This is a genomic window from Vibrio sp. ZOR0018 (assembly GCF_963865925.1).
Lineage (GTDB): Bacteria > Pseudomonadota > Gammaproteobacteria > Enterobacterales > Vibrionaceae > Vibrio > Vibrio anguillarum.
Genome location: NZ_CAWMCN010000118.1, coordinates 295,644 through 319,888, shown reverse-complemented (window position 1 = coordinate 319,888; position 24,245 = coordinate 295,644). Strand labels below are relative to the sequence as shown.

Here is a 24,245-nt window from a genome sequence, read left to right as displayed (position 1 = left end):
TCACGATGCCAAGAAAGTTCATCAAACGTTTTATGCCTAACCATGAAGTGATTAAGCGTCAGAAGGCATTAAAAATTTTTGGCAATGTGCTGTACAACCCCAATTTATGGTGTTTGAACCGCCGCTCAGCAGCAGGTGCCTTCGCCGTAGGTTTGTTCATGGCTTTTGTTCCACTTCCGAGTCAAATGATCATGTCCGCTGGCCTTGCCATTATGTGCGGCGTCAATTTACCGCTCTCTGTAGCCTTGGTTTGGATTAGCAACCCCATCACCATGCCAGTGCTGTTCTACTTCGCCTACAAGCTTGGCGCATGGGTAATGCAAACACCACCACAACCATTTCACTTTGAACTCTCTTGGCATTTTATCATGCAACAAATGAGTACCATTGGTCCGCCATTCCTTTTGGGTTGCATGATGTGTGGAGTGATCTCCGCCATAATCGGCTACTTCGGCATTCACGGTTTATGGCGCTATTCTGTCGTAAGAAGCTGGCAAAAGCGCCAAACGAGATAAAAGCTTCAAGAGATTGAGACTGGCTATACAACTGAGCATGTAAAACGATGTCGCATGATGTTGAAAAAGGACCAAATGGTCCTTTTTGTTTGCTAAAAATAGCTCAATGCTGATGAACGAAAAGAATCCGAGTTGAGATTATTTAGCGCTAAGCACAGACGCCGGATTCAGTTGACTGGCCCTAGAGGCCGGATACCAAGTAGCTAATAGGCTCAACACAATCGCCGTCGAAGAGACAAGCACCACATCCGATAGGTTCACTTGTGATGGCAAAAAGTCGACAAAATAGATATCACCAGACAAAAACTGATGGCCGACTAACCGTTCTAATCCTTTGATTAACGCTGTTAAATTCCACGCAATCAACACACCTAACACGCCACCTATCACACTGCCTAATACACCAGAGAAAACACCCTGCCAGACAAAAATTCGTTTCACTAATCCATCGGTCGCGCCCATAGTGCGCAAAATGGCGATTTCAGCCGCACGATCTTTTACCGCCATCATAAGTGTTGAAACGATGTTGAAGCTCGCCACACCAATCACCAGCACCATCACCAAATACATAATGGTTCTGACCAGCTGAATATCACGGTACAAAAAGCCAAATTTTTGCTGCCAACTGCGTAGATAGACGTATTGATCAAGCGTATTGCCGACCTCTCTTACAATTTGAGTTGCATTTAATACCTCTGAGACCTTGATAGCAACGCCCGTCACTCGCTCTCCTAATTTGGCGTAAGCTTGTGCATCTGCCAATGGCACTAATGCAAGGCTGTGGTCAATTTGGCCATTGAGCTCCAAAAGCCCTGAGACCTTGACGCGCACGCGCTTTGGCGCTTGAACTTTAGCGCTCTCATTCGCAGAGGGGATCATCAAAGTGACATAGTCACCGACTGCCGTGCCCAATTTATCCGCCACTCCTTTGCCTAAAATGACCTGTTGCTGACCTGCGACAAAACCTTGCCATGCATCGGAAGAGACAAATTGAGATAAACGCGACACGGCGCGCTCCATTTGCGGATCAATTCCACGCACCTCAATCGCTTTCAGTTGTGCGCCTTTCTCTGCCAGCGCCGTCAATTTTACATAAGGAGCGGCCGCTTCCACTTTTGGATGCTGCACGGCTTGCTTGACTAATGACGACCAGTTCGCGATGGGTTGTTGAACCCCTTCAAACTCTCCGTGTGCAATGACAGATAACACGCGATTCTGCAGCTCTCTCTCAAAACCATTCATCGCCGACAAACCCACGATGATCACCGCAACGCCCACGGCGATACCAATAATGGAAGAGAGCGAGATAAACGACACCATTTTATTACGCTGCTTTGCCAGGCTAAAACGCCGACCAATCACTAACGAGAGCGAGGTGAACATCTACGATGCCTCCACATTAATCAACAAACCATCTTGCATGTGCATCTGTCTGTCCATTTTTGCAGCAAGTTCGCTATCATGCGTTACCACTAAAAATGCCGTGCCAAACTCTTGATTCATTTGACGCATCAAATCATAAATCGCCAGCGCCGTTTTGTGATCAAGGTTGCCCGTAGGCTCATCGGCTAACACCAAATCGGGTTGATTGACAAGCGCTCGCGCAATCGCTACCCGCTGCCGCTCTCCACCAGAGAGCTCAGAGGGTCGATGAGATAAACGATGTCCCAACCCCACTTTTTCTAACAATGCTTGCGCGGCCTGTTTAGCACGCGATGCTTTTTGGCCACCAATAAGCAACGGCATGGCAACATTCTCAAGAGCGGTGAAATCGGCTAATAAATGGTGGAACTGGTACACAAAACCCAAATGTTGATTGCGAATGTTCGCTTGTTTATTGGAGCTTAAGCTCGATAAATCCTGACCTAAAAATGACACTGAACCTTCGGTTGCCTCATCCAGTGCACCCAGAATGTGTAATAACGTACTTTTCCCAGATCCAGAAGTCCCAATAATTGAGACTAACTCCCCCGCTTGAATGCCAAAACTGACGCCTTTTAGCACTTGAGTCCGTAGCTCCCCTTCTTGGTAGGTTTTGCATACGTTATGGCATTGTAAAAGGTTATTCATATCTTAAAGCCTCGGCAGGTTTTACGGATGACGCGCGGTAGGAAGGAAACAGTGTCGCGAATAAGCTGAGCGTGATGGCTGCGATCACGACCAACATAATTTGCATGGGGTTAATCACTACAGGTAGCGTTCCCCCCACAGAGAACAGCGCTACACCCATGCTTTCTAATAATCCATTGAGGTTATCCGCCAGCAATACGCCTAACACACCACCGACAAGCGAACCAATCACTCCACTACTCGCGCCTTGAACCATAAAAATGGCCAGTACTTGTTGATCTGTCATGCCTTGCGTTTTCAAAATCGCGACCTCAGCTTGTTTTTCCATCACCACCATGATCAACGCGGAAATGATATTGAAAGCCGCCACGCCAACAATCAACCCAAGCATCAAACCCATCATATTTTTTTCCATGCGAACAGCTTGGAACAACTCGCCACGCTGATCTCGCCAGTCACTCCATTGCCATCCCTCAGGCAAAGGTGCGCTAGCTAGGTCTGCAACCACAAAAGGATCATCAAAAAAGAGCCGCCATCCCGACACAGTATTTGATGGTAAACGAAGCAATCGCGCTGCATCTTTGATGTGCGTCAGCATCAGCTGTCCATCCACATCAGACCCCGTATTGAAGATGCCTGCGACTGTAAAATTACGCTGCGCAGGAATACGACCTAAGGGGGTAAATTGGCTAGCTGAAGTGACCATCAAACGCACTTTATCGTCAATTGTCACGTTGAGCGCCCGCGCCAGTGAATGGCCAAGAAAGAGTTGATATTCGCCCGGCTTGAGCGCACTCACTTGACCCGCAATCAAGTGCGCCGCAATCGGATCATGTTGATTAGGTTCAATTCCCACCAACAAGCCTGCGGCCAGTTGCGATGAGCTTTGAACAACCGCTTCACTGCGCACAATCGGTTCAGCCGCTCTGGCGCTAGAGAGCTGGCTAATGAATTGAGGCACATCTTGCGTGAGCAAAGTGCGATCGCCATTTTGCGAAACTACAGCCTGAGGCAACACACCTAAAATTCTATTTTTGAGCTGGGATTCAAAACCATTCATGACCGAAAGCACCGTCACCAGTGACATCACACCAATGGTTATCCCCGCCGTAGACATATAAGAGACAAATCGACTGAATCTATCACCGGATCGCCCACGTAAATAACGCAAGCCGATGAACGCCGAAATAGGATGAAACATAAGAAAAACCGCCTAAAAGTGATGCTCAGTACTGTAACGAGAAACGGTGGAAGGTTGTAGCTTTAATTTGCCAAAAATCGGTTAAATAGACTCGATAACAAGGACATACCTTGATTAGTTCGCTGGTATGACGATAATCAACAAAGCGATGAGAAGGATGCCTTTATGACCGAGCAAGAATTTTTTACGGTTCACTATGGACTGACAACCAATATTGAACTTTTAGACAGCACATTTATGCTACCTTCCCAATCAATATTTGAAGCGGAGATTCCTGCCCCATTTATTGTGGCCAGTGAGTTTAGCCAGTTGGATGCACTCACCGAAAGTGCACGACTAGAACTGAAAAATAATGATTTCAAGCACGTCGTTCAGTTACTTGATACTCAAAATTCGAAACTGAATTTGTTGCTGACCTTTATGTTATCACAGCAAGATGAGCCACATTCACGCTTCATCACCAGCACATTTGGGGCCAGTCGCTTCTCACTTCGTTATCCAAACGCACTAGAAATTGGTACCCAAGCCCGCTGTAAACTGTTTTTGGACCACCCTGCAGCCGCTATTTATTGCTATAGTTCGGTGATTGATTGCCAAGCGGACGAGCAACACTATCTCATCACGATGAAATACGATTTACTGCGAGATACTGACCAAGATCTCTTGATTAAAGCCGCACTGTACCAGCAGCAAAAATTGCTGCGTCAACGCTCTTTAGACCGAAATAAACCATAAGCGTTCTCATGACTACACACTCTTTACTGACTCTGATTAAACCTGCTGGCGCGGGCGACAAAAAACACATTGGTAACCTACGTGGTGCAAGCCTTGCGTTGGCAATTGCAGAGCTGGCCAACCAGCATAATAGCCACACTTTACTGGCTGTACCTGATCCTCAAACCGCCTTAAAGCTGCAGCACGAAATTGAGCAGTTTAGTGACGCCGAAGTGGCGCTGTTTCCTGATTGGGAAACTTTGCCTTATGATAGTTTTTCGCCTCATCAAGAGATCATTTCTGATCGCATCGCGCGCCTGTATCAATTACCGAGCTTGAAAACAGGCATTACCATTGTGCCAGTGAGCACCATATTGCAGCGTCAGACGCCGCGAGAATTTCTGCTACAGCATACCCTGATGGTTAAAACTGGCGATCAGTTTTCCTTAGATAAACTGCGTATTCAGCTGGAAAAATCGGGCTATCGTCATGTTGATCAAGTGTTTGGCCCAGGCGAGTACGCCAGCCGAGGTTCGATTCTTGATTTATTTCCAATGGGCAGCAGCGATCCTTATCGCATTGATTTTTTTGATGATGAAATCGACACCATACGCACCTTCGATCCTGAGAATCAACGCTCAATTGACGAGATCAGTGAGATACGCTTGCTACCTGCTCATGAATTTCCCACCACAGAAAGTGCAATTGAAGATTTTCGCACCCGCTGGCGTCAACGATTTGAAGCGCGTCGTGAACCAGAATCTGTCTATATGCAAGTCTCAAAGGGGATTTGGCCAGCCGGTATTGAATACTGGCAACCACTATTTTTTGAACACACCGAAACTTTGTTCGATTATATCGCGCCAGAAAGCCAACTAATTGTCGTAGGAAATATCGAAACAGCGATTGACCAGTTTTTAACCGACGTCGAATATCGTTACCAGCAGCGTAAAGTTGACCCTCTTCGCCCGTTACTGCCGCCTCATGAATTGTGGCTTAAAAAAGATGAGCTTTTCAGTCTTTTCAAAAACGTGGCTCAGCTCCAACTCAGTGTAGAACCGATTTCAGAAAAGCAAGGGCGGATCAATTTAGCGGTCAGTGCATTACCCGACTTGGCGGTCATGCATCAAAATAAAGAGCCTTTAGCCGCCATCCGGCAATTTAGTGAAAGTTTCACTGGGAAAATCATTTTTTCCGTCGAATCAGAAGGCCGTCGCGAAGCATTACTAGAGCTATTGCAACGCGTAAAACTGCGCCCTATCGAAAAAGAAACCTTCCAGCAAGCGTGCCAAGCAAAAGAAAAACAATGTCTCGTATTAGGGGCATCTGAGCACGGCTTTATCGATAACAATGCTAACTTAGCGTTCATCTGCGAAAGTGATTTACTCGGTGACCGTGTCATTCTTCGCCGTAAGAAAGACCGTAAAGTCACCAATAGTGACGCTGTCATTCGTAACTTAGCCGAACTCAAACCAGGGCAACCCGTTGTTCATATTGATCATGGTATCGGCCGTTATCTCGGGTTACAGACGCTTGAAGCGGGTGGCATGATGACCGAATACGTCACCCTTGAGTATCAAAACGAAGCCAAACTTTATGTCCCTGTCGCTTCATTGAATCTCATTAGTCGTTACTCTGGCGGCGCGGAAGAAAGCGCACCATTGCATAAGCTCGGGGGTGAAGCATGGACCAAGGCACGACGAAAAGCGGCCGAAAAAGTCCGCGATGTTGCTGCGGAACTGCTGGATGTCTACGCCAAACGAGAGCTCAAACCAGGCCATAAGTTCGCTCTGGATCGTGGCCAATATGCGACTTTTAAAGCAGGTTTCCCATTTGAAGAAACCGATGATCAAAATACAGCTATCAACGCCGTGCTATCGGACATGTGTCAGAAAAAAGCGATGGACCGATTAGTGTGTGGTGACGTTGGATTTGGCAAAACAGAAGTCGCCATGCGCGCCGCCTTTGTTTGCACCGACAACAATAAACAAGTGGCCGTATTAGTGCCGACAACCTTACTCGCGCAGCAGCATTTTGAAAACTTTCGAGACCGATTTGCTAACCTGCCGATCCGTGTCGAAGTTTTATCACGCTTCAAATCAGCGAAAGAGCAAAAGCAGATACTACAAGATGTCGCCGACGGCAAAGTCGACATTTTGGTTGGCACGCATAAACTGCTTTCCAGCGAGCTAAAATTTAGCGATCTTGGTCTTTTGATCGTTGATGAAGAACACCGTTTTGGCGTTCGCCAAAAAGAAAAAGTGAAAGCGATGCGTGCTGATGTGGATATTCTCACGCTAACGGCAACGCCGATTCCGCGCACGTTAAACATGGCGATGAGCGGAATGCGCGATCTATCGATTATCGCCACACCACCCGCACGACGATTAGCCATCAAAACCTTTGTACGCCAACATGATGACAATACGATTCGAGAGGCCGTATTACGTGAAATCATGCGCGGTGGACAGGTTTATTTTCTACATAACCAAGTAGAAACTATCGACAAAGTGGCTGCCGATTTAGAAAAGCTGGTCCCTGAAGCTCGAATTACCGTCGCCCATGGACAAATGCGTGAACGTGAGCTGGAAAAAGTGATGAACGACTTTTATCACCAACGATTCAATGTATTGGTTTGCACAACCATCATTGAAACCGGGATTGATGTCCCAACCGCGAACACCATCATTATGGACCGAGCAGATAACCTTGGCTTAGCGCAGCTACACCAACTTCGTGGCCGAGTAGGACGTTCTCACCATCAAGCTTATGCTTACTTACTCACTCCACATCCTAAAGCCATCACTAAAGATGCCGTGAAACGTTTAGAAGCGATTGCATCTCTTGAAGATCTTGGAGCCGGTTTTACTCTAGCAACGCACGATTTAGAAATCCGTGGAGCGGGTGAATTATTGGGCGATGAACAGAGCGGTCAGATCCAATCAATTGGTTTTACTCTCTATATGGAGATGCTAGAGCAAGCGGTTGAAGCATTAAAAAATGGCAGAGAACCTTCTCTTGACGATTTGCTTCGTGAACAAACCGAAGTGGAAATGCGTTTGCCAGCGCTATTACCCGATGATTACATTCCTGATGTAAATACTCGCCTCTCCATGTATAAACAGATAGCGAGTGTCGCTAGCCGAGATGAACTCGCCGAGCTCAAAGTCGAGTTGATTGATCGCTTTGGTAAATTACCTGATGCTGCAAATAACTTACTCGGCGTTGCTGAAGTCAAAATTGATGCTGCACGTATAAAAGTGAAGAAAATCGAAGCGCATGAAAAAGGCGGCTACATTGAGTTCTATCCAGATGCTGACATTAATCCCGTCTTTTTGGTTAGACTTCTGCAATCACAACCGAAAAAATTTGCAATGGAAGGGCCAACTAAGTTTAAGTTTGCTGTACCATTAGCTGATAGACGTGAACGAATTCAATTTGTGTCGAGTATGCTCAGCGAATTCCAACAAAACCTGATGCCTAGAGCATAAATTACGCACAAAAAATGATGGAGCCATAATGAAAAAACTGATCCCACTCCTACTTTTGCTTATTTCGATGCCAAGTCTGGCACAACGGCAATTTGACATAGAAGTGATCATTTTTAAGCGTGCAATTGATGCAGAGAAGCTCAGTGAGTCGTGGCCTAACTCATTGCCTGAAATCAATATTCAACGCGCGGGCAGTTTTAGTGACTTAAACTATCGCCAAGAAAAAGGCGTGAAAATGCTGCCTTTTTCCGACTACCAACTAAACGACCAAGCACAAAAACTGAAAAACCACGCCGGCTTTGAAGTGCTATTGCATACGGCTTGGCGTCAAGGCGATCAAGGCAGAGCTTCCGCGCCGATTTTCCATATTCAGGCGGGTAAAGATTACTCCGCTAAATTCAATACTGACGGCAGTGAAAAAGTAGCCGTACTAGAAGAATCGCCAGTAAACGGTGTGCTAGAACAAAACATCGCGAGTCCCCTTTACGAACTCGACGGTAAATTACAAATCTATGTGCAGCACTATCTTTATGCTGAAACTACGCTCGACCTTAAAGCCCCGAGTGTGCGAGAAATCATGCTCCAAAGTAAACCATTGGAGTTAGATATTACACCTGAAGAGCAAAATGCCGAGGTTCAACTGGGGAACCTAGAAGCTATCTCCCCAACAGTGGAAAAGGAAGAGTTTTTAAAGAGCTATCGGATGGACCAAAAACGCCGTATGCGCAGCAACGAAACCCACTATCTAGACCATCCATTAATGGGAATGATCATTCAAGTTCGCCGCGTTGCAGAATAAAGCCTAACAAAGCGCCCTGTCTGGGCGTTTTTTCTTTTATTCATCTCTCATACAGTTTAGCTCACTGATTTAATATCCTTACCGGTTAGAGCTATTCTGTTGTTAACTATTCTTATTAAAACCAATAACACAACCCTCCTACAGACCGTTCCAATGGTTTGGGTACGTGATCTTCTAAAAGTTAAACTGACAATGTATTTCATTAGTGAGTGTTTCATTTTTAAGACCTCTCATTTATGAGAGCCATGTAAGATTGAATCCCTCTTATTAAGTCTTGATAATCTCCCCATCTCGTGTTGTGCCATGTTCGACTCATTTACCGTAATACCTATCGTTGAAGTAGAGCACAGGTTAACAACATCAATTTAAATCGGAATTTACACAAACATACTGAGAGAGATGTTACCTAATGACTTCTAAATTTTCGTTATGTGCGGTCGGGCTACTGTCAATAGGCAGTATCACAGCAAGTAACATTGCAATCGCATCAAGCCCTAGTGAGATAAACACCCAATTAAAATGGTCTTGGCAAGGCAGTTCATTTAAACCTGAGTCTAACCAAGTGATGGCGGCACCTATCGTTGCTCAGTTAAATGATGATAATGGTGATGGAAAAATCGACGAGAATGATATCGCTGATATTATCGTTATTACTTTTGAAGGTAATAAATATACGCAAGGTGGATTAGTTAGGGCGCTAAGTGGTATCGATGGTTCTGAGCTTTGGTCGTATGATAATGGTGGCATTATAGCCGATGCTCGCTATTCTCCTGCAATTGCAGATCTTGATGGTAATGGTGTAGTTGAAATTGTGACAACGAGCACAATCAGCCCTTACATCAATATATTAGATAATGAAGGTCAGATAAAAAAACAAATCCTGAAGAGTGCTTCTGGATGGCGCTCGGTTGGCGCAATTTCACTATCTGATTTAAACAATGATGGTTCAATTGATATTCTCTCTGCCGATGGTGTTTATAATTACGATACTGGTTTGCTATTTAGTTTAGAGTGGGCTCCATCACCGATCAGTTTTGATGCGGATGGCGATGGTATCCAAGAAGTATTTTCAAACGGCGCTCTTTATAAAAGCGATGGCTCATTTACTTGGCAATATCAAGCGAATGATACGGTTTGGTTTTCTTCCGTTGCCAACCTAGATAGCGACAATAAACCAGAAATTGTGGTATCAGTTCCGGCCTCGAAAGGCTCTGCACAAAATAGTAGCTTTGCCGTATTAGAGCATGACGGCTCAGTAAAATGGGAGGTTAATAACCTTGAAAACCCAGGCGGTGGTGTACAAGCTATCTCTAATTTCCTTGGTAATGCGGCAACTAACTCTACCAATGAAATAGCTAAGTCCCCTGTTTATGGATATACCCATTTACATCACAGCCATCCAGTTAAAATAGCAGATGACAACCAACTTAAAATCCGCTCAGGAGATCTGATTGACGCTATTGGATCAACAGCAAGTAATATGGTGGGTGCTCAAGGCGGTTCACTGCATACTATTGATGCAAGCAAAGTCCGCTCTGTCGATGTAACCTACGGCAAATATAAAACGTGGTGGACATATGGCGTACTCGAGATGGAATTCACTCTCAATGATGGTTCGAAAATAACGTTAGGTTCAAAAGACTCAGCCTTTAAATACCCAGCATTAGAGTGGCGAACCAAAGAAGTTCCATACCTTGGATTGGAGTGGAGAACAAAACAAGTTTCTTACTGGTCCTTTGGCTGGCATACCAAAACAGTTTCTTACCTAGCTCCTGTTTGGAAAACTAAAACGATTCCTTATGCTTTTCCTGTCATGAAGAGCAAAGCAACAACTGAACGATATACAGTCCCAAGCAATACCAAACTGGTAGGCTTAAATGTGTGGAGTAAACCAAAGCCTATCTTCACCTTCAAAAAGCATGTGAATGCTGTACAGTTTATTGTGGGTGAAAAAATCAACAACAACATACAGAATATGGGTATCGTATACGCTGGTTACTATGCTGTTGACATGTACAATGCGCAAGGCAGTAAGGTTTGGTCTGTGAAAAATGATGACTCTAATAGTGGAAAAATTGGTGTCTCAGCTTACGATTTCACTGGTGATGGCATTGATGAAGTTATCGTACAAGATCTTCTGAGAGTCCGTATTCTTGATGGGCGCACAGGAGCAGTATTAGCAACGATTGCTAACTCGTCGAACACCTTGTGGGAATATCCTGTTGTGGCGGATCTCGAAGGCAACAACAATGCATCGCTTATTGTTGTCGCAAATGATTATGCAAAAGAAAGCGCAATCAACCACGGCGTCTACGTTTATGAATCAGCCGATGCTGATAAACCATGGAAAAATGCAACGAGAATTTGGAACCAACATTCATTCCATTTCTCAAACATTAACCAAGATGGCTCAGTACCAACCAATGCTCAGCCTAGTTGGCTAACACATAACACTTATCGCTCAAGTACCATTAAATAACTTGAATTTGATATAACCACCACTATCGCCCAAGGCGGTGGTGGTGGGATGACAAAAAAAGCCTCGCCTTTTAACAAAGGCGAGGCTTTTTTATGGCCAGTACGCTGGGAATATTAGTGAAGCTTTAAATTTGGACGCAACACACGATTAATACGACCAACTAACATCATCAACCCTGTTTTGAACATACCGTGCAGCGCCATTTGGTGCATGCGATACAAAGAAATGTACACGACTCGCGCAATACGACCTTCAACCATCATTGAGCCTTTGGTTAAATTACCCATTAAGCTACCAACGGTAGAAAAACGACTTAATGAAACCAACGAACCGTGATCTTTATAAACATACGGTTTGAGCTCACGCCCGTTAAGCTTAGCAACAATATTCTTGAACGCTTGGCTTGCCATTTGGTGCGCTGCTTGTGCACGAGGTGGCACAAATGAACCATCAGCTTGTGTACATTGTGCTAGATCACCGATCACAAAAATATCGTCATCTCTTGTGGTTTGTAAGGTGTTTTTTACCACTAACTGATTAATGCGGTTTGTTTCCAAACCAGCAATCTCTTTCATAAAATCCGGTGCTTTGATGCCAGCAGCCCACACCATGATCTGAGCGGGAATCTTTTCGCCATCTTTAGTTGTTAGGCCATCCTTATCTGCTCGCGTGACCATAGTCGCAGTACGAACGTTGACACCTAATTTCGTTAATTCGCTGTGCGCAGCACTAGAAATGCGAGGTGGAAGAGCGGGTAGAATACGCTCACCCGCTTCCACAAGGTTGACATTCAGTTTGCTTGAATCAAGATCGCCAAAACCATAAGTCCGCAGCTCTTTTACTGCATTATGTAGCTCTGCAGATAATTCAACACCCGTTGCACCTGCGCCAACAATCGCAATATCAACTGTACCGTTACCATTTTTCGCATGAAGTTTTAGAAACTCATTGTTCATTTCAGTACGAAAACGATTTGCCTGTTCAGGGCTATCAAGGAAGATACAATGCTCACGAACTCCTGGAGTATTGAAGTCGTTAGACGTTGAACCGATTGCCAGCACCAAAATGTCATATTCAAGCTCACGACTTGGCATTAACAATTCACCATGCTCATCTTGCAATTCACTAAGAACAATCACTTTGCGTTCACGATCGATATCAGCAAGACTACCCATTTGGAAATCAAAACGATGATTTTTTGCGTGAGCGCGATAGCTTAGCGCATCCACTCCTTCATCTAATGAACCCGTTGCCACTTCATGCAATAACGGTTTCCATAAGTGGCTTGCTTTACGATCCACTAATGTGATTTCTGCGCGATTTTTACGGCCAAGAGTGCGACCAAGTTTAGTCGCGAGCTCTAAACCACCCGCGCCACCACCGACTACGATAATTCGTGTCACAACAATAATCCTCAAAAAGAAATAAACATGATTCAGCGTGAAATCTCACACTGAAGGAATTCTCAGTAATGCGCTTGCTTCAGATAAATCTTGTTCAGCAAATGAAGCTATCTTCGCAGCACGTTTCATTAGGATAAATGCATGTAACTACACACAAATTAGGCAAATTTAAGACTTGCTCTCAATTTTTTTGATATTTATCAAAATATTTATAATTTAATCATTATATAGAGCAAAACTCATGGTGCAACCAAAGAATTCCTCTATTTCACTACGAGATATAGGGGGATTGGGCCATAAAAAAACGACTCACAATTGTGAGTCGTTCAGTCGAAACTATGATGCACGGATGCTTAATTTGATTCTTTAAATGCCTTCATCGCTTGCAAATGCTGTGAGATTTTCTTGAACTTATGGTTCTGGGTTTCATCCCAAATGATATCGTAGTAGTTTTCGAGCTCTGCTGCTGTTTTGCTGTTGTCATGAATTTCATCTTCTTTAGATAAAATCACTAAACAGCGTCCTTTATTTTTTACCCTGTATTGCTCAACACACTTAGTCGCAATATCTTCATACTCTTCAGGGCGATCGATGCGTCCAGTCATGTTTGTTTCCGGATGCAAGTTAGGATTAAACACCACTTGCTTAATTCCGCATAAGAATCCAATCCGCTCAGACCAGAAGCCGCCGAGGCCTACACCACAAATAATCGGATGTGGGTCATCAGACAACTCAATCACTTTATGCACTTCTTTTAGAAGATGCTGCATATCGTGTTTTGGGTGCTGTGTACTGTAGTTAATAAAACGGACATCGCTGTCAATAAATTGCAATTGCAGTACTTTTTCATGGTTTCCTGGGCTTGTTGAATCAAAACCGTGCAGATAAATAATCATAATAACTCCCCACTCCTTGAGGTTTTTAATCTACCACGAAGATTGTGGTTTCAAAGACTTTAACCTTAATTTACTGCAACAAAACGACGAAACAGTGATCCTAGCTACATAATGTGCGTTTTAGATGTTCGGCTTGTTGACGATAATAGTCATCACCCCATAATTGATGTGCTAACAAATACCATAACATGGCCATCATTGTTGCTCTTGGATGCCAAGCCACCACACCTTCGACCCAATCATCGACCCCCACAATCTCACGCAATTGACAATAACGGTAGACCGCCTCTAATGGTTTTTCTTCTGCAACATCAATGCTTAAAGCCAGGTCGAGTCGGGGGTCGGCAATTGAGGCGTATTCCCAATCAATCACGCGGTTACCTTCATCGGTTTTAACCATATTGTAGCCAGCCAAATCAAAGTGACACAAAGTCTGACCAACATCAGCAAGGTTAGGTGCGGTGCGCCAACGTTGATATAAAGCCGACAAGTCCTCACTTTTATACTCAGCTTTGAGCTGTAGCCAATAATGATCAACCCGAGCGATAAAACTGAAAGGGGCAACTGGGATGCGTGCTGTACTGAGATTATGGATCTTTATCTGTGTTTTTAATAGAGAATCGAAAGGTAAACCACCAGTAAGGGATTGGCCATCAATCCATTCAACCAATAATCCTTGATCATTAATGGAAAGTGGCTTGGGGCCTAAGTGAGAAGATTCGATAGCAGAGAGAATTTGATATTCTTGAAAACGCGAAATGGAAAAGGCTTGAGTGATCGGCGTATTAGGCCGCCAAACAAAGCTACATTCCTCCGTGACAATTTTCCAACATCGGTTTGTTAACCCCCCTGTCAGCGTTTGTGCGTAATCAGGGGGAGCAGAGAAGAATCCTTCTAGCGACGTTAAGGTACGATCAAGCTGACAAGCTTCACGCCAAGACATTCTCGCCATAAGGACCTCTTCTCTCAATTACTCAATTTTGTAATTAAAAACCGAGTAAACTTTTTGACTGCTGTTTACGAATTTCGGTTTCATCTGCCCATTCAATAAGGCCGCTTTGAAGATCCATTAAACGCATCGTCATTTTGTAATATACATCTTTATCACTGCTTGCGTTTTTCACAATACTCGACAAGTTGCCATACAGCATATATTGCGCGCCAACCATTTTGCCAAACTGAATGGCGGTACTTTGGTTGACCAACTCATCATTATTTTGGAAATTGAGCTGTTCGCGCACGGCTTCAACACGATCCATGTCGACGAAGCGGAACTTACCTGAATTCAACATCTTAGTACTGATGGTGTCAGTGATAGATTCAGTATCAATGTGCTCACTGGTTTTATTTTTGATTCGCTCAACAAACACGATAGGACGAGAATCACGGGTAATCGCTGCTACCGAACCTGACATCATCATGCTATCAACCATTTCCCCCGCGATTTTTTGTAAATCTGTTGAACCAAAATCAACTGTCGTCGTTTCAACGGATTGTGCATCTCCGTAGCTGACTTTATTTGAACAGCCGCCCAAAATGACAGCGAGCCCTAGCAATGCGATAATACTTTTGTTCATATTGGTTCCTTACTTTCCCAATTTAATTATTTGACCCACGGATCTGTACGCGAAACTGTTTTCCATTTGGATTGACAGAAATCTCCGACAACGACACCGTCTCCATCCCACTGATTATCTTTTGTTTCCAAGGACTTTGTCTGTTATTGACTTCAAGCCCATCATCGTCATACCAAGAAAAACGGTACTCGATAATTTGGTCACCTTGGTAATGACTCACTAAACGCACAAGTCCCCTCGTATGACCATCCACTTGGTTAGTTGCAATGTCTTCAACAACCAAGCGATTACCTAATACATTGTCGCCAAATAGCACTTTTTGCGAAGCGCCATCAACTCTTAATCCTGCGGTATTTTCAGCACATCCAATCAATGAGAATGTGACTAACAGTCCCAATATCCACTTTTTCATTACAATCTTCCTAGTTGTTTATGCCAGATGGTTGAATGACGTCCCTGACGAGAAACCCACACCAAAGTGGTGCCTTTTTCCGGTACAGAAAACTGATATTCTTGCTCTCCCACCTTTATTCGTTGCTCGCCTGCATTGACTTGCAGACTGGCCGTTTGCACCAACCCTGGCAGCGTTAGCCAACTGCGCGTATCGGGCTGCTCTGTCAGCAGATTCCAAACGTTGAAGACTAAATTACCAACATTGTCATCTTTGGCCGCTTCTTTGCGCAATTGATCTTTCGCCAGCACTCTCAACACTTGCCTTATTACTATAGAGGGCATTTTCTCAGACAAGTTTCGACTTGCCATTAAATTCACATCCGTCAGAAAATGAGAAGTGAGTACTTTGTCATTCATCGTCAGTGATGAAAATGATTCAACGGGTGTATTCGGATAATAAGGTAAGGCGAGAGAATACAATGCGCCATTTCCTCTGCTGTCATACAAGGGTAAAGATTGACGCCAGCTATCTAAGGCTTTCACCACACTCTGCTCTTCTATTATAAGCACACGACCTTGAGAAGCAGTCAGTGAATGAGATTTCCCGTAGCGTTTCTCTAATTGGATTAGGTCTTCTCTCATCCCTAATCGTTTCGCAACGCGTAATGTCCCCTCTATAACCTCAATATTATCGGGAGTGACGGCCAAAGCGCGTCGGTAGTCGACATAGGCACTGTTAAGATCACCAGAGGCTTCATAAAGCAAAGCAGAAAGGTAAAAAAGGTAACCATTCTGCACCGCCTGCAAAGCTTTTCCTGCATCAGGGTAGTTTGCTAGTACGCTGCCTAAGTTTGGTGTCACACCTTGTGATTTTAGCTCTTTTTGCGCCTTTTCAAGTTCCGCTTCTCTAGCCTGCCTTGCTTGCTCTTGTACCTGATTCGCTCGCCGAACTTCAACCAGAGCTCCATCCAAATCATTCTGTTGTAAATAATTCAAACCGAGATAAAGATGTAAAAAACCGAGTTCATAATCCGCAGGAACGTATTCCATCAAGTTATCATTCACAGCCAACGCACCGACACTTGTCGCCGTATCACTTAGTGAAATCAATGCCTTATCTTGTTGAATTTTAACCGCAGAATCACTCAATTCGAAACTACGCTTACTGTCTACATAATTCTGGTTAAGAAAATGGACTCGCCCTTTTTCCAGATTGTCCAGAATGTCACCCGTGACAAATTCCGCAAGTTCATTCTCCGCATCTTGATACTGCCCAGATTTAACTGACTGATAGACAGCGCCATTTTGAGCGCTGTAATGACTAAACAAGTTCCCCGCAGAAAAATTAGCACAGGCATTGAGAAAAAAAGGCGATAAAAAAACCGTAATATGTCGCACGTAACGCTTCACTCAATACTCCATATTTAACTCTAATCGTATCAATCGAGCGCCCAATAGTGGCTGGGCGACCCATGCATTAGCTCATCAAAAGCGGACCCAACGGGCGACCGCCAACCAAGTGCATATGAATGTGGTAAACCTCTTGACCACCATGAGCGTTACAATTCACTATCAAGCGATAGCCATCTTGTGCAATACCTTCTTGTTGAGCGATTTTTTTTGCCACTGTAAACATACGTCCCATAGCCGCTTCATGCTCAAGTTCAACATCGTTGGTCGTCGGAATAAACGCATTGGGAATGATAAGAATATGGCTAGGCGCTCTAGGGTTAATGTCCCGAAAGGCGGTAACTAAATCATCTTGATAGAGGATATCTGCAGGAATTTCTTTACGGATAATTTTGCTAAAAATGGTTTCTTCAGCCATGAAATACTCCACTAGTAAATAGGCCTACGCAGTCACATCAAAGTACATTAGATCGAGATAAGTGGTTCAAGGCTAATACCTAAGTGGGCCACGACAACATATCGACAACCGATAGAACCGACACTAATTTAACCTTAATGCTACTGAATATAATAGGTGTGTAGTTGGATTTGAGTATGCGTGAACCCTGTCAAAAGCTCAATAAAAAACACCGTACGCGTAGCATAAATGACAGAACACTAATATAAAAAATGCGTTTTGCCAGGCCCGTCATAAAATGTACGTCTCACATTCAATACAATACTCATTATTTTGTTATTTTTTAAAACAAAACACTATTTTTCTAGGGAGAGGATTATGAAGGGTTCAGTGATTAGGCGAATGTACGCTGGTTTCACACTGATCATCATCATGTTTGCAGTAACGACCGCCATTATGATGGGAGGAATGAATCAAATTCATTCTAATTTCGAAAGTGTATCAACCACCGCCTTACCGCTCGTTTCTTTGTCAAACAAAACAAGTGTTCAACTGCTTTCTGCCGATAAATCTTTTAAGGACTTTTTGACGACACAAAACCAAGATCGCATGAATGTGATGCGTTCAGAATTTGCTAAAGCAAAACAAGATTTTGCTGACGTGCTAAACCAGCTCCAACAAGCAAGTGCAATGAACCCCTCTCTTGAAGAGCGGATAAGCCAACTTAAACAGATGGAACTCCGCTACTTTTCAGAAGCAGAACAAGCCATGAATAATTATCAGGCGATGTTTGAGGCGCAAGCTCAAGTGCAAAAATCAACTCGTGAATTTCAAAGACTTCATGCCGATTTAAGCACCGGAATGAAAGATTTTGTCGATGGGCAAAATAGTATTTCAGTTAAAGTCATGGCGAAAAGTTATTTCATTAAATTGAAAGATGCGGAATTAATCACTTCAGACGCTTTGGCCAGTTCGGATGTCGCCTTTGTTGACAAGGCCGTCACCATGAATAAAAAAGCGGTCACGCACCTCAACTACGCTTACCGAGGCTTATCGACCCAATTACCTGAACTGAAAAAAACCTTTGACGATCTTGTCCAAAAATTCTCTCAAGATATTGGGCAAAAGGGTGGTGTGCTTGATCAACACAATAGTTACTTACTAGCGAAAACAGCCCTTTATGAAAACATTGCGAATTTGGCTATCGAGGTCGATAAAGCAATGACGATTTTAGACTCTTTTAACGATACTGCGACCGATGGTTTAAATGCCTCTCTGCGAGAAGCCGGGGAAGTCTATAAGCAAGGAGTTATTAAAGCGATCGTGATTGGTATTGCGGTTGTGCTAGTGGCTACGGGTATTGGTTACCACATTGCGCAAAGTGTTCGTGAGCCGTTAAATCGTATACTCAAAACGCTAGAAGGGCTGACAAAAGGAGATATGACACAACGCATTGAAATTCGTTACAACAACGAGTTTAGTCGCTTAAGTGGCCACATCAATTCGCTAGCAGATAATTTGCACCATATTTTGGTGCAGTTGAATGATGCTTCTGAAAATTTAACCAACACAGCTAACCACAACCAAACCACTTCTTCAAAAGCACAGTCACAACTCAGCACCCAACGTGAGCAAACCGCGAGCGTGGCAACCGCAATGACAGAAATGGCTCATTCAGTACAAGAAGTAGCGCAAAGTGCTCAAAGTTCGCTAGAGATGGTGCAGAAAGTTGAATCGGCTTCTGAATCAGGCCGTAAAATTATGAGTGACAATATCACTACTATTAATCAATTGGAGACTCGCTTAAATCAATCGGTTGATGCTGTCGGTGAACTACAAAAGATGAGCAGCCAAATTGGTTCTATCTTGGATGTGATTCGTAATATTGCAGAACAAACTAACTTATTGGCGCTCAATGCCGCGATCGAAGCTGCTCGTGCTGGAGAGCAAGGGCGCGGGTTTGCAGTCGTAGCTGACGAAGTTCGTGTTTTGGCAAAACGCACAACCGATTCGACGTCTGAAATTGAAAGCATGATCAGCAACTTGCAATCCAGCTCATCTTCTGCCAGTACTGTTATTGAAAGCTGCATGACTGATATGGAACTTTCTGTCGAGCAAGCATCAACGGCGAATAGCGCAATGGAAGAGATCCAAGCGTTAATTCTAGAAATCAGTCAGATGAGTACTCATATTACACAGGCGGCCGCCGAGCAAAGTGAAACAACTGGTGACATTGCACGCAGTATCGAGGATATTAATTTAATCGCAGATGGTAGCTATCAAGCCATGTCTCAAATTGCACAGGCAAGCGCCAACCTAACTCAGCTTGCTAATCAGCAGAATGAATTAGTCCATCGTTTTACATTATGAGTGACCGTTAACAAACCCAACCCCATTTGTAAGTTGCATGTAAATTATGTCTCAAGGGCGGCTTTTAATCTAAAGTCGCCCTTGTTTTTTTGATGCCACATCGTTATATGATAACTATCGGCTTGCGCATTATTATCTACCTCCTACTCTTTGCAAGCCAAACATGAGGATGATCTATGGCTGTTCATGTTGGCATTATCGACCAAGACCCTATTCGCTTGGTTACTCCCCTGCTTGATAATCGAACGGTAAGTTCGCACATTGTCTTCATCGGTGATCAAGACCAAAAATCAATGTATTTACGTTTACACTCGGTATTGAGTCAGCGCGACATCACTTCTGAGTTTTTTGAAATCCCATCGGGTTCCAATACCTCAGCAATCAAACAAGCTATCCAGTTTTTAGCGGAAGATTTGAAAACCAGATACGATGAAGTCAAGCTGAACGCAAGTTGTGGTTTGAGACATCGTTTATTATCCGTTTATGAGGTGTTCCGTAGCTATCAATGGCCTATTTTTGTCGTCGAACCGAACAGTGATCAGCTGTGTTGGCTTTATCCCGATGGTCAAAATAATACCCAAGTGCAAGACCACATTACCATTTCAGACTACTTAACCATTTTTGGCGCACGGGGTGAATTTAGTGAGCATCATATTCCGCCACAACTTGACCAAAAACTTTACGAACTCGGCGAGCGCTGGGCAAGTAATGCATTAGAACTTGGTCCTGGTTTAGCCACATTAAACTATTTAGCGACGACGTGCCGCAAAGAGCAGCGGCTAGATGTTGCACTTTCAGAAAAACAACAAGGCTATCGTGAACTTCATATTCTGTTGACCGATCTGGTCGAAGCACAAATCGCCACCTATCAAAATGGCATTTTAACCTTCGCCAACGAAGATGCGCGCCGATTTTCCAATGGAGAATGGTTAGAAACATTAGTGCACAGTACAATAAGGCAGCTCCAAGATGATATGCCAACCATTCAAGATCGCTCTTTGAATGTTCAAGTCTACCGTCAATTAGGTGAGCGAGAAGTCAGAAATGAACTCGATGTCGCTGCAGTGGTGAATAACAAACTGCATATTATTGAATGTAAAACGAAAGGTATGCGTGATGACGGCGATGATACGCTTTATAAGCTAGAATCATTACGTGATTTGCTTGGTGGCCTACAAGCTCGCGCTATGCTCGTGAGCTTTCGCCCACTCCGCCATAATGACATTACTCGTGCAGAAGATTTAGGGTTGGCCTTAATCGGCCCAGATGAACTGAAAGATTTAAAATTACATTTAGCCGCTTGGTTTAAAGAAGCGGGTGGTAACGAAGATATCTAACCTACAAAAAAGCCCGTTTCATACGGGCTTTTTTACAGTAAAACGAATTTTCTAATGATCATCTTCTGTAAAATTTGTCGGTAACGTTGTTTTCATTTGATTCCATATGTGAGCGCTGTCAATACCGTAATGACGGATCACAATCGGCAACTGCTCACGATTGCCACTTTCACATACTGCTAATAATTCACGGTAAAACTGCAAGGCTAACTCGCGTGCTTCTGGATTAGAGAAATAATAGCTGCCAACTCGGTCATATAATTTCTTTAGCCCATTAAAAATCAAACCATAAATTTGATTTCCTGAGTGAAACGCTAAACGCTGAAATAACATGTAATCGTAAAAGTTAAAGGTTTTCGCAATCAATATTTGCTGACGTTTATATTCGTCTTTTTCACCATCATCTTTAATATGCTGTTGGATTTTCTGTGCATAAGGAGATAACTCCATAAAAGAATCCCAAGATTTGGCACTTAATAGTGCTTCACAGCTTTCGATAACATTAGTAATAGTGCGCTCGGCAGGCTCTTTGTTCACTTTAAATGCATAACGCATAAATATGGGGCTAATATTTGTCCGAGCCGCAAGTAAATCTTCCACAATACTGGTGGCATTTTCAGCATCGAGCGTCATTAATGTATCTAATATGTGTAAACCGGAAGTTTCCATAAATTGGTTTACTTTTGTTGGCTTACCATGCTGTATAGTCAACCAACCATCACGGGCTAAGCGTTGTAATACTTCTCGAAGCGTTGTACGTGTTACACCAATTAATTCTGAAAGTTCGCGCTCTGCAGGTAAGATAGAACCCGGTGCAAAGCGACCATTCCAAATGCTCTCAATTATGTATTTTTCAGCAAAACCTGCTGGGCTTTTTGCCTTAATGACCATTAAGTACTTATCCAGTTTTCTATTTATTTGGGTCGAATGGGACTCATCATACCACTAGTTGAACGTTATCGGAAACAAACCATCCGCGAAGTTATCACAAACAAAATAGAGCTTAAACTCTAATTTATTCATCTCGTTTATGAACAATACCGAGTCAATGAAATAGTATTTTTTAGCAGTTCTTCAAAAGGAAGAACACATAAGAGTAGAAAAAATAAAGAGATATAACTCACATTAATAAACTTAAAATAATCAATTTAAGCTTGCAAAATTCGCTCTTTTTAGTCATTTAGATGCCTATTACCTTAACTCCACTTCAAAATACGGCTCGGCGTGAATTTTTCACAACTCTTATGCTATGCTTACCCAACTTTGATCGCGTTTTTGACCAAAATATCGGTAAGTGTTTTATCAATAACCTGATTATTATTGACTAAAAAAGCTTGCGGAGTAGAGTGACGGTCGAAGTAAGGATTGCTTGTCTCACTCAAGGAGTGTCTTGGTAAAACTATAATCCCTAAACGGTTTGTTGTTTCACTAGAACATTGCCGATAGATACTATTTTCGTGTTTAACACGTTCTATTTGGCCACTTCACATAATGAATTAAAGATAAGCTGACAGCGTCTATCATCTCAACAGTAAGAGAACTACCCATGCCGATGTCCCTCGGAAGCGCTTTTCTCAAGAACTTTCTTGGTAAAGCCCCTGACTGGTACAAAGTTGCCATTATTGCTTTTCTCATCATCAACCCGATTGTTTTCTTTTTGGTCGACCCATTTATTGCTGGTTGGCTACTTGTGGTTGAATTCATTTTCACCCTAGCGATGGCGCTTAAATGCTATCCCCTGCAACCTGGTGGCTTACTGGCTATCGAAGCTATCGCCATTGGAATGACCAGTGCAGAGCAAGTAAAACATGAGCTTGTGAATAACATCGAAGTTCTGCTGCTACTGGTGTTTATGGTGGCTGGTATCTATTTCATGAAACAGCTATTGCTGTTCATCTTCACCAAAATACTACTTGGTATTCGTTCAAAAGCGATGCTTTCGGTCGCCTTTTGCATTACAGCTGCTTTCCTGTCTGCATTTTTGGATGCTTTAACAGTTATTGCCGTGGTCATCAGTGTCGCCGTTGGGTTTTACTCGATTTATCACAAAGTGGCATCGGGACAAGGGACAAGCTCCGCTCATGACCATACTCAAGATGAACATATCTCAGAACTAACACGTGATGACCTAGAAAACTATCGTGCGTTTTTGCGCTCACTACTGATGCATGCTGGCGTAGGTACCGCTTTAGGCGGGGTGATGACCATGGTTGGTGAACCACAAAACTTGATCATCGCCGATCAAGCCGGTTGGTTTTTTGGCGAGTTTATCATCCGTATGTCTCCAGTAACCGTACCTGTTTTTCTCTGTGGTATTTTGACCTGTGTGTTAGTTGAAAAGCTGAAGCTATTTGGTTACGGCGCAGAATTACCCGCTAACGTTCGTCAAATTCTGGTCGATTTTGACACGGCTGAGCGCAAAAATCGAACCAATCAAGACGTCGCAAAACTTTGGATCCAAGGCGCTATTGCTGTCTGGCTGATTGTTGGATTGGCACTGCACTTAGCGGCAGTGGGATTGATTGGTCTTTCAGTTATTATTTTGGCGACAGCATTTACTGGTGTGATAGAAGAACATTCGCTAGGCAAAGCATTTGAAGAAGCCCTACCCTTTACGGCGCTGCTGGCGGTATTCTTCTCCATCGTAGCCGTAATTATCGATCAACAACTCTTTAAACCAGTTATCGATGCTGTGTTGAATGTTGAAGATAAAGGGGCTCAGCTTGCTCTCTTCTATGTGGCTAACGGGCTTTTGTCGATGGTTTCGGATAACGTTTTCGTTGGCACTGTCTATATTAATGAAGTCAAAACAGCGCTACTAGAAGGTGTTATCACGCGTGACCAATTCGATTTATTGGCTGTCGCGATTAACACAGGTACGAACTTACCGTCAGTAGCAACACCAAACGGCCAAGCCGCTTTCTTATTCTTATTAACATCAGCACTTGCACCATTGATCCGCCTTTCTTATGGCAAAATGGTCATCATGGCTCTGCCTTACACGATTGTATTGGCATTAGTTGGTCTGTTTGGCATTGTCTTCTTAGTTGAACCCATGACTGCGCATTTTTATGACTTAGGGTGGATTACGCACCATTCAGCCAAAGCAGTTCAAGCCATCTCTGCCGGGCATTAAAATATTCGGTTGATAATGAAACTTATCTAAGTTAAAAAGCTCTGAACTATCAGGGCT

General features: G+C 43.5%; 19 protein-coding genes. 8 read left to right on the top strand and 11 right to left on the bottom strand.

Annotated features, from left to right (window positions below):
- The first annotated feature begins 5 nt into the window (after positions 1-5).
- Positions 6-515 carry a DUF2062 domain-containing protein gene (locus AACR75_RS13095; protein ID WP_017042300.1) on the top strand — a complete coding sequence of 170 codons (510 nt, stop codon included), beginning with the start codon at positions 6-8 and terminating at the stop codon, positions 513-515.
- Between the two features lie 138 nt (positions 516-653).
- On the opposite strand, the gene lolE is transcribed toward AACR75_RS13095, so the two are convergent.
- The 3 genes from lolE to lolC are packed head-to-tail and all read right to left on the bottom strand — an operon-like array spanning position 654 to position 3,786.
- Entirely contained in the window at positions 654-1,898 is a 1,245-nt protein-coding gene (gene lolE, locus AACR75_RS13090) for a lipoprotein-releasing ABC transporter permease subunit LolE (protein WP_047687978.1), read from the bottom strand.
- Positions 1,899-2,585: a lipoprotein-releasing ABC transporter ATP-binding protein LolD gene (gene lolD / locus AACR75_RS13085; protein ID WP_047687976.1), complete on the bottom strand. Its 687-nt coding sequence runs from the start codon at positions 2,583-2,585 to the stop codon at positions 1,899-1,901.
- Positions 2,578-3,786, bottom strand: a complete 1,209-nt coding sequence (gene lolC, locus AACR75_RS13080; protein WP_047687974.1) for a lipoprotein-releasing ABC transporter permease subunit LolC — start codon at positions 3,784-3,786, stop codon at positions 2,578-2,580. Before lolC ends, lolD begins: the two co-directional genes overlap by 8 nt.
- 165 nt (positions 3,787-3,951) lie before the next feature.
- On the opposite strand from lolC, the gene AACR75_RS13075 reads away from it, so the two are divergent.
- The 4 genes from AACR75_RS13075 (at position 3,952) to AACR75_RS13060 (ending at position 11,269) form a co-directional block, all read left to right on the top strand.
- On the top strand, positions 3,952-4,521 hold the full coding sequence (locus AACR75_RS13075) for a hypothetical protein (protein ID WP_047687972.1): 570 nt from the start codon (positions 3,952-3,954) through the stop codon (positions 4,519-4,521).
- A gap of 8 nt (positions 4,522-4,529) precedes the next feature.
- The gene (gene mfd, locus AACR75_RS13070) at positions 4,530-7,991 is read left to right on the top strand and encodes a transcription-repair coupling factor (RefSeq protein WP_047687970.1); all 3,462 of its coding nucleotides are present in this window, start codon (positions 4,530-4,532) and stop codon (positions 7,989-7,991) included.
- Between the two features lie 28 nt (positions 7,992-8,019).
- On the top strand, positions 8,020-8,790 hold the full coding sequence (locus tag AACR75_RS13065) for a peptidoglycan binding protein CsiV (protein ID WP_047687968.1): 771 nt from the start codon (positions 8,020-8,022) through the stop codon (positions 8,788-8,790).
- A 409-nt stretch (positions 8,791-9,199) separates the two neighbouring features.
- Positions 9,200-11,269, top strand: coding sequence for a beta-prism lectin domain-containing protein (locus AACR75_RS13060; protein ID WP_047687966.1), 2,070 nt, complete (start codon positions 9,200-9,202; stop codon positions 11,267-11,269).
- Positions 11,270-11,382: 113 nt separating this feature from the next.
- Here AACR75_RS13060 and AACR75_RS13055 read toward each other — a convergent pair whose 3' ends face one another.
- The 7 genes from AACR75_RS13055 to hinT form a co-directional block, all read right to left on the bottom strand.
- Positions 11,383-12,672, bottom strand: coding sequence for an NAD(P)/FAD-dependent oxidoreductase (locus tag AACR75_RS13055; protein ID WP_026028144.1), 1,290 nt, complete (start codon positions 12,670-12,672; stop codon positions 11,383-11,385).
- 353 nt (positions 12,673-13,025) lie between these two features.
- Complete coding sequence (gene ycfP / locus AACR75_RS13050) at positions 13,026-13,568, bottom strand: alpha/beta hydrolase YcfP (protein ID WP_013856523.1); 543 nt, start codon at positions 13,566-13,568, stop codon at positions 13,026-13,028.
- Between the two features lie 100 nt (positions 13,569-13,668).
- Entirely contained in the window at positions 13,669-14,520 is an 852-nt protein-coding gene (locus AACR75_RS13045; RefSeq protein WP_047687964.1) for a phosphotransferase, read from the bottom strand.
- 34 nt (positions 14,521-14,554) lie between these two features.
- A complete protein-coding gene (gene lpoB / locus AACR75_RS13040; protein WP_013856521.1) occupies positions 14,555-15,145 on the bottom strand; it encodes a penicillin-binding protein activator LpoB in 591 nt (196 codons plus the stop codon).
- Positions 15,146-15,167: 22 nt separating this feature from the next.
- Positions 15,168-15,557 carry a YcfL family protein gene (locus AACR75_RS13035; protein ID WP_013856520.1) on the bottom strand — a complete coding sequence of 130 codons (390 nt, stop codon included), beginning with the start codon at positions 15,555-15,557 and terminating at the stop codon, positions 15,168-15,170.
- Complete coding sequence (locus AACR75_RS13030) at positions 15,557-16,948, bottom strand: COG3014 family protein (RefSeq protein WP_047687962.1); 1,392 nt, start codon at positions 16,946-16,948, stop codon at positions 15,557-15,559. The genes AACR75_RS13035 and AACR75_RS13030 overlap by 1 nt, the downstream gene beginning before the upstream one ends.
- A 67-nt stretch (positions 16,949-17,015) precedes the next feature.
- On the bottom strand, positions 17,016-17,366 hold the full coding sequence (gene hinT, locus AACR75_RS13025; protein WP_026028145.1) for a purine nucleoside phosphoramidase: 351 nt from the start codon (positions 17,364-17,366) through the stop codon (positions 17,016-17,018).
- Between the two features lie 357 nt (positions 17,367-17,723).
- Between hinT and AACR75_RS13020 the strand changes: the two genes are divergently transcribed.
- Entirely contained in the window at positions 17,724-19,715 is a 1,992-nt protein-coding gene (locus AACR75_RS13020; protein ID WP_026027184.1) for a methyl-accepting chemotaxis protein, read from the top strand.
- Between the two features lie 176 nt (positions 19,716-19,891).
- Positions 19,892-21,052, top strand: a complete 1,161-nt coding sequence (locus tag AACR75_RS13015; protein WP_047687960.1) for a DUF1887 family protein — start codon at positions 19,892-19,894, stop codon at positions 21,050-21,052.
- A 51-nt stretch (positions 21,053-21,103) separates the two neighbouring features.
- Here AACR75_RS13015 and fadR read toward each other — a convergent pair whose 3' ends face one another.
- Complete coding sequence (gene fadR / locus AACR75_RS13010) at positions 21,104-21,943, bottom strand: fatty acid metabolism transcriptional regulator FadR (protein WP_010319711.1); 840 nt, start codon at positions 21,941-21,943, stop codon at positions 21,104-21,106.
- A 655-nt stretch (positions 21,944-22,598) separates the two neighbouring features.
- Between fadR and nhaB the strand changes: the two genes are divergently transcribed.
- Positions 22,599-24,188: a Na(+)/H(+) antiporter NhaB gene (gene nhaB / locus AACR75_RS13005; RefSeq protein ID WP_013856514.1), complete on the top strand. Its 1,590-nt coding sequence runs from the start codon at positions 22,599-22,601 to the stop codon at positions 24,186-24,188.
- The last annotated feature ends 57 nt before the right edge of the window (positions 24,189-24,245 follow it).

Excerpts from the sequence above, each read along its gene's own strand:
- AACR75_RS13095 (WP_017042300.1), top strand. The coding sequence starts at position 6 with ATGCCAAGAAAGTTCATCAAACGTTTTATGCCTAACCATGAAGTGATT.
- lolE (WP_047687978.1), bottom strand. The coding sequence starts at position 1,898 with ATGTTCACCTCGCTCTCGTTAGTGATTGGTCGGCGTTTTAGCCTGGCA.
- lolD (WP_047687976.1), bottom strand. The coding sequence starts at position 2,585 with ATGAATAACCTTTTACAATGCCATAACGTATGCAAAACCTACCAAGAA.
- lolC (WP_047687974.1), bottom strand. The coding sequence starts at position 3,786 with ATGTTTCATCCTATTTCGGCGTTCATCGGCTTGCGTTATTTACGTGGG.
- AACR75_RS13075 (WP_047687972.1), top strand. The coding sequence starts at position 3,952 with ATGACCGAGCAAGAATTTTTTACGGTTCACTATGGACTGACAACCAAT.
- mfd (WP_047687970.1), top strand. The coding sequence starts at position 4,530 with ATGACTACACACTCTTTACTGACTCTGATTAAACCTGCTGGCGCGGGC.
- AACR75_RS13065 (WP_047687968.1), top strand. The coding sequence starts at position 8,020 with ATGAAAAAACTGATCCCACTCCTACTTTTGCTTATTTCGATGCCAAGT.
- AACR75_RS13060 (WP_047687966.1), top strand. The coding sequence starts at position 9,200 with ATGACTTCTAAATTTTCGTTATGTGCGGTCGGGCTACTGTCAATAGGC.
- ycfP (WP_013856523.1), bottom strand. The coding sequence starts at position 13,568 with ATGATTATTTATCTGCACGGTTTTGATTCAACAAGCCCAGGAAACCAT.
- AACR75_RS13045 (WP_047687964.1), bottom strand. The coding sequence starts at position 14,520 with ATGGCGAGAATGTCTTGGCGTGAAGCTTGTCAGCTTGATCGTACCTTA.
- lpoB (WP_013856521.1), bottom strand. The coding sequence starts at position 15,145 with ATGAACAAAAGTATTATCGCATTGCTAGGGCTCGCTGTCATTTTGGGC.
- AACR75_RS13035 (WP_013856520.1), bottom strand. The coding sequence starts at position 15,557 with ATGAAAAAGTGGATATTGGGACTGTTAGTCACATTCTCATTGATTGGA.
- hinT (WP_026028145.1), bottom strand. The coding sequence starts at position 17,366 with ATGGCTGAAGAAACCATTTTTAGCAAAATTATCCGTAAAGAAATTCCT.
- AACR75_RS13020 (WP_026027184.1), top strand. The coding sequence starts at position 17,724 with ATGAAGGGTTCAGTGATTAGGCGAATGTACGCTGGTTTCACACTGATC.
- AACR75_RS13015 (WP_047687960.1), top strand. The coding sequence starts at position 19,892 with ATGGCTGTTCATGTTGGCATTATCGACCAAGACCCTATTCGCTTGGTT.
- fadR (WP_010319711.1), bottom strand. The coding sequence starts at position 21,943 with ATGGTCATTAAGGCAAAAAGCCCAGCAGGTTTTGCTGAAAAATACATA.
- nhaB (WP_013856514.1), top strand. The coding sequence starts at position 22,599 with ATGCCGATGTCCCTCGGAAGCGCTTTTCTCAAGAACTTTCTTGGTAAA.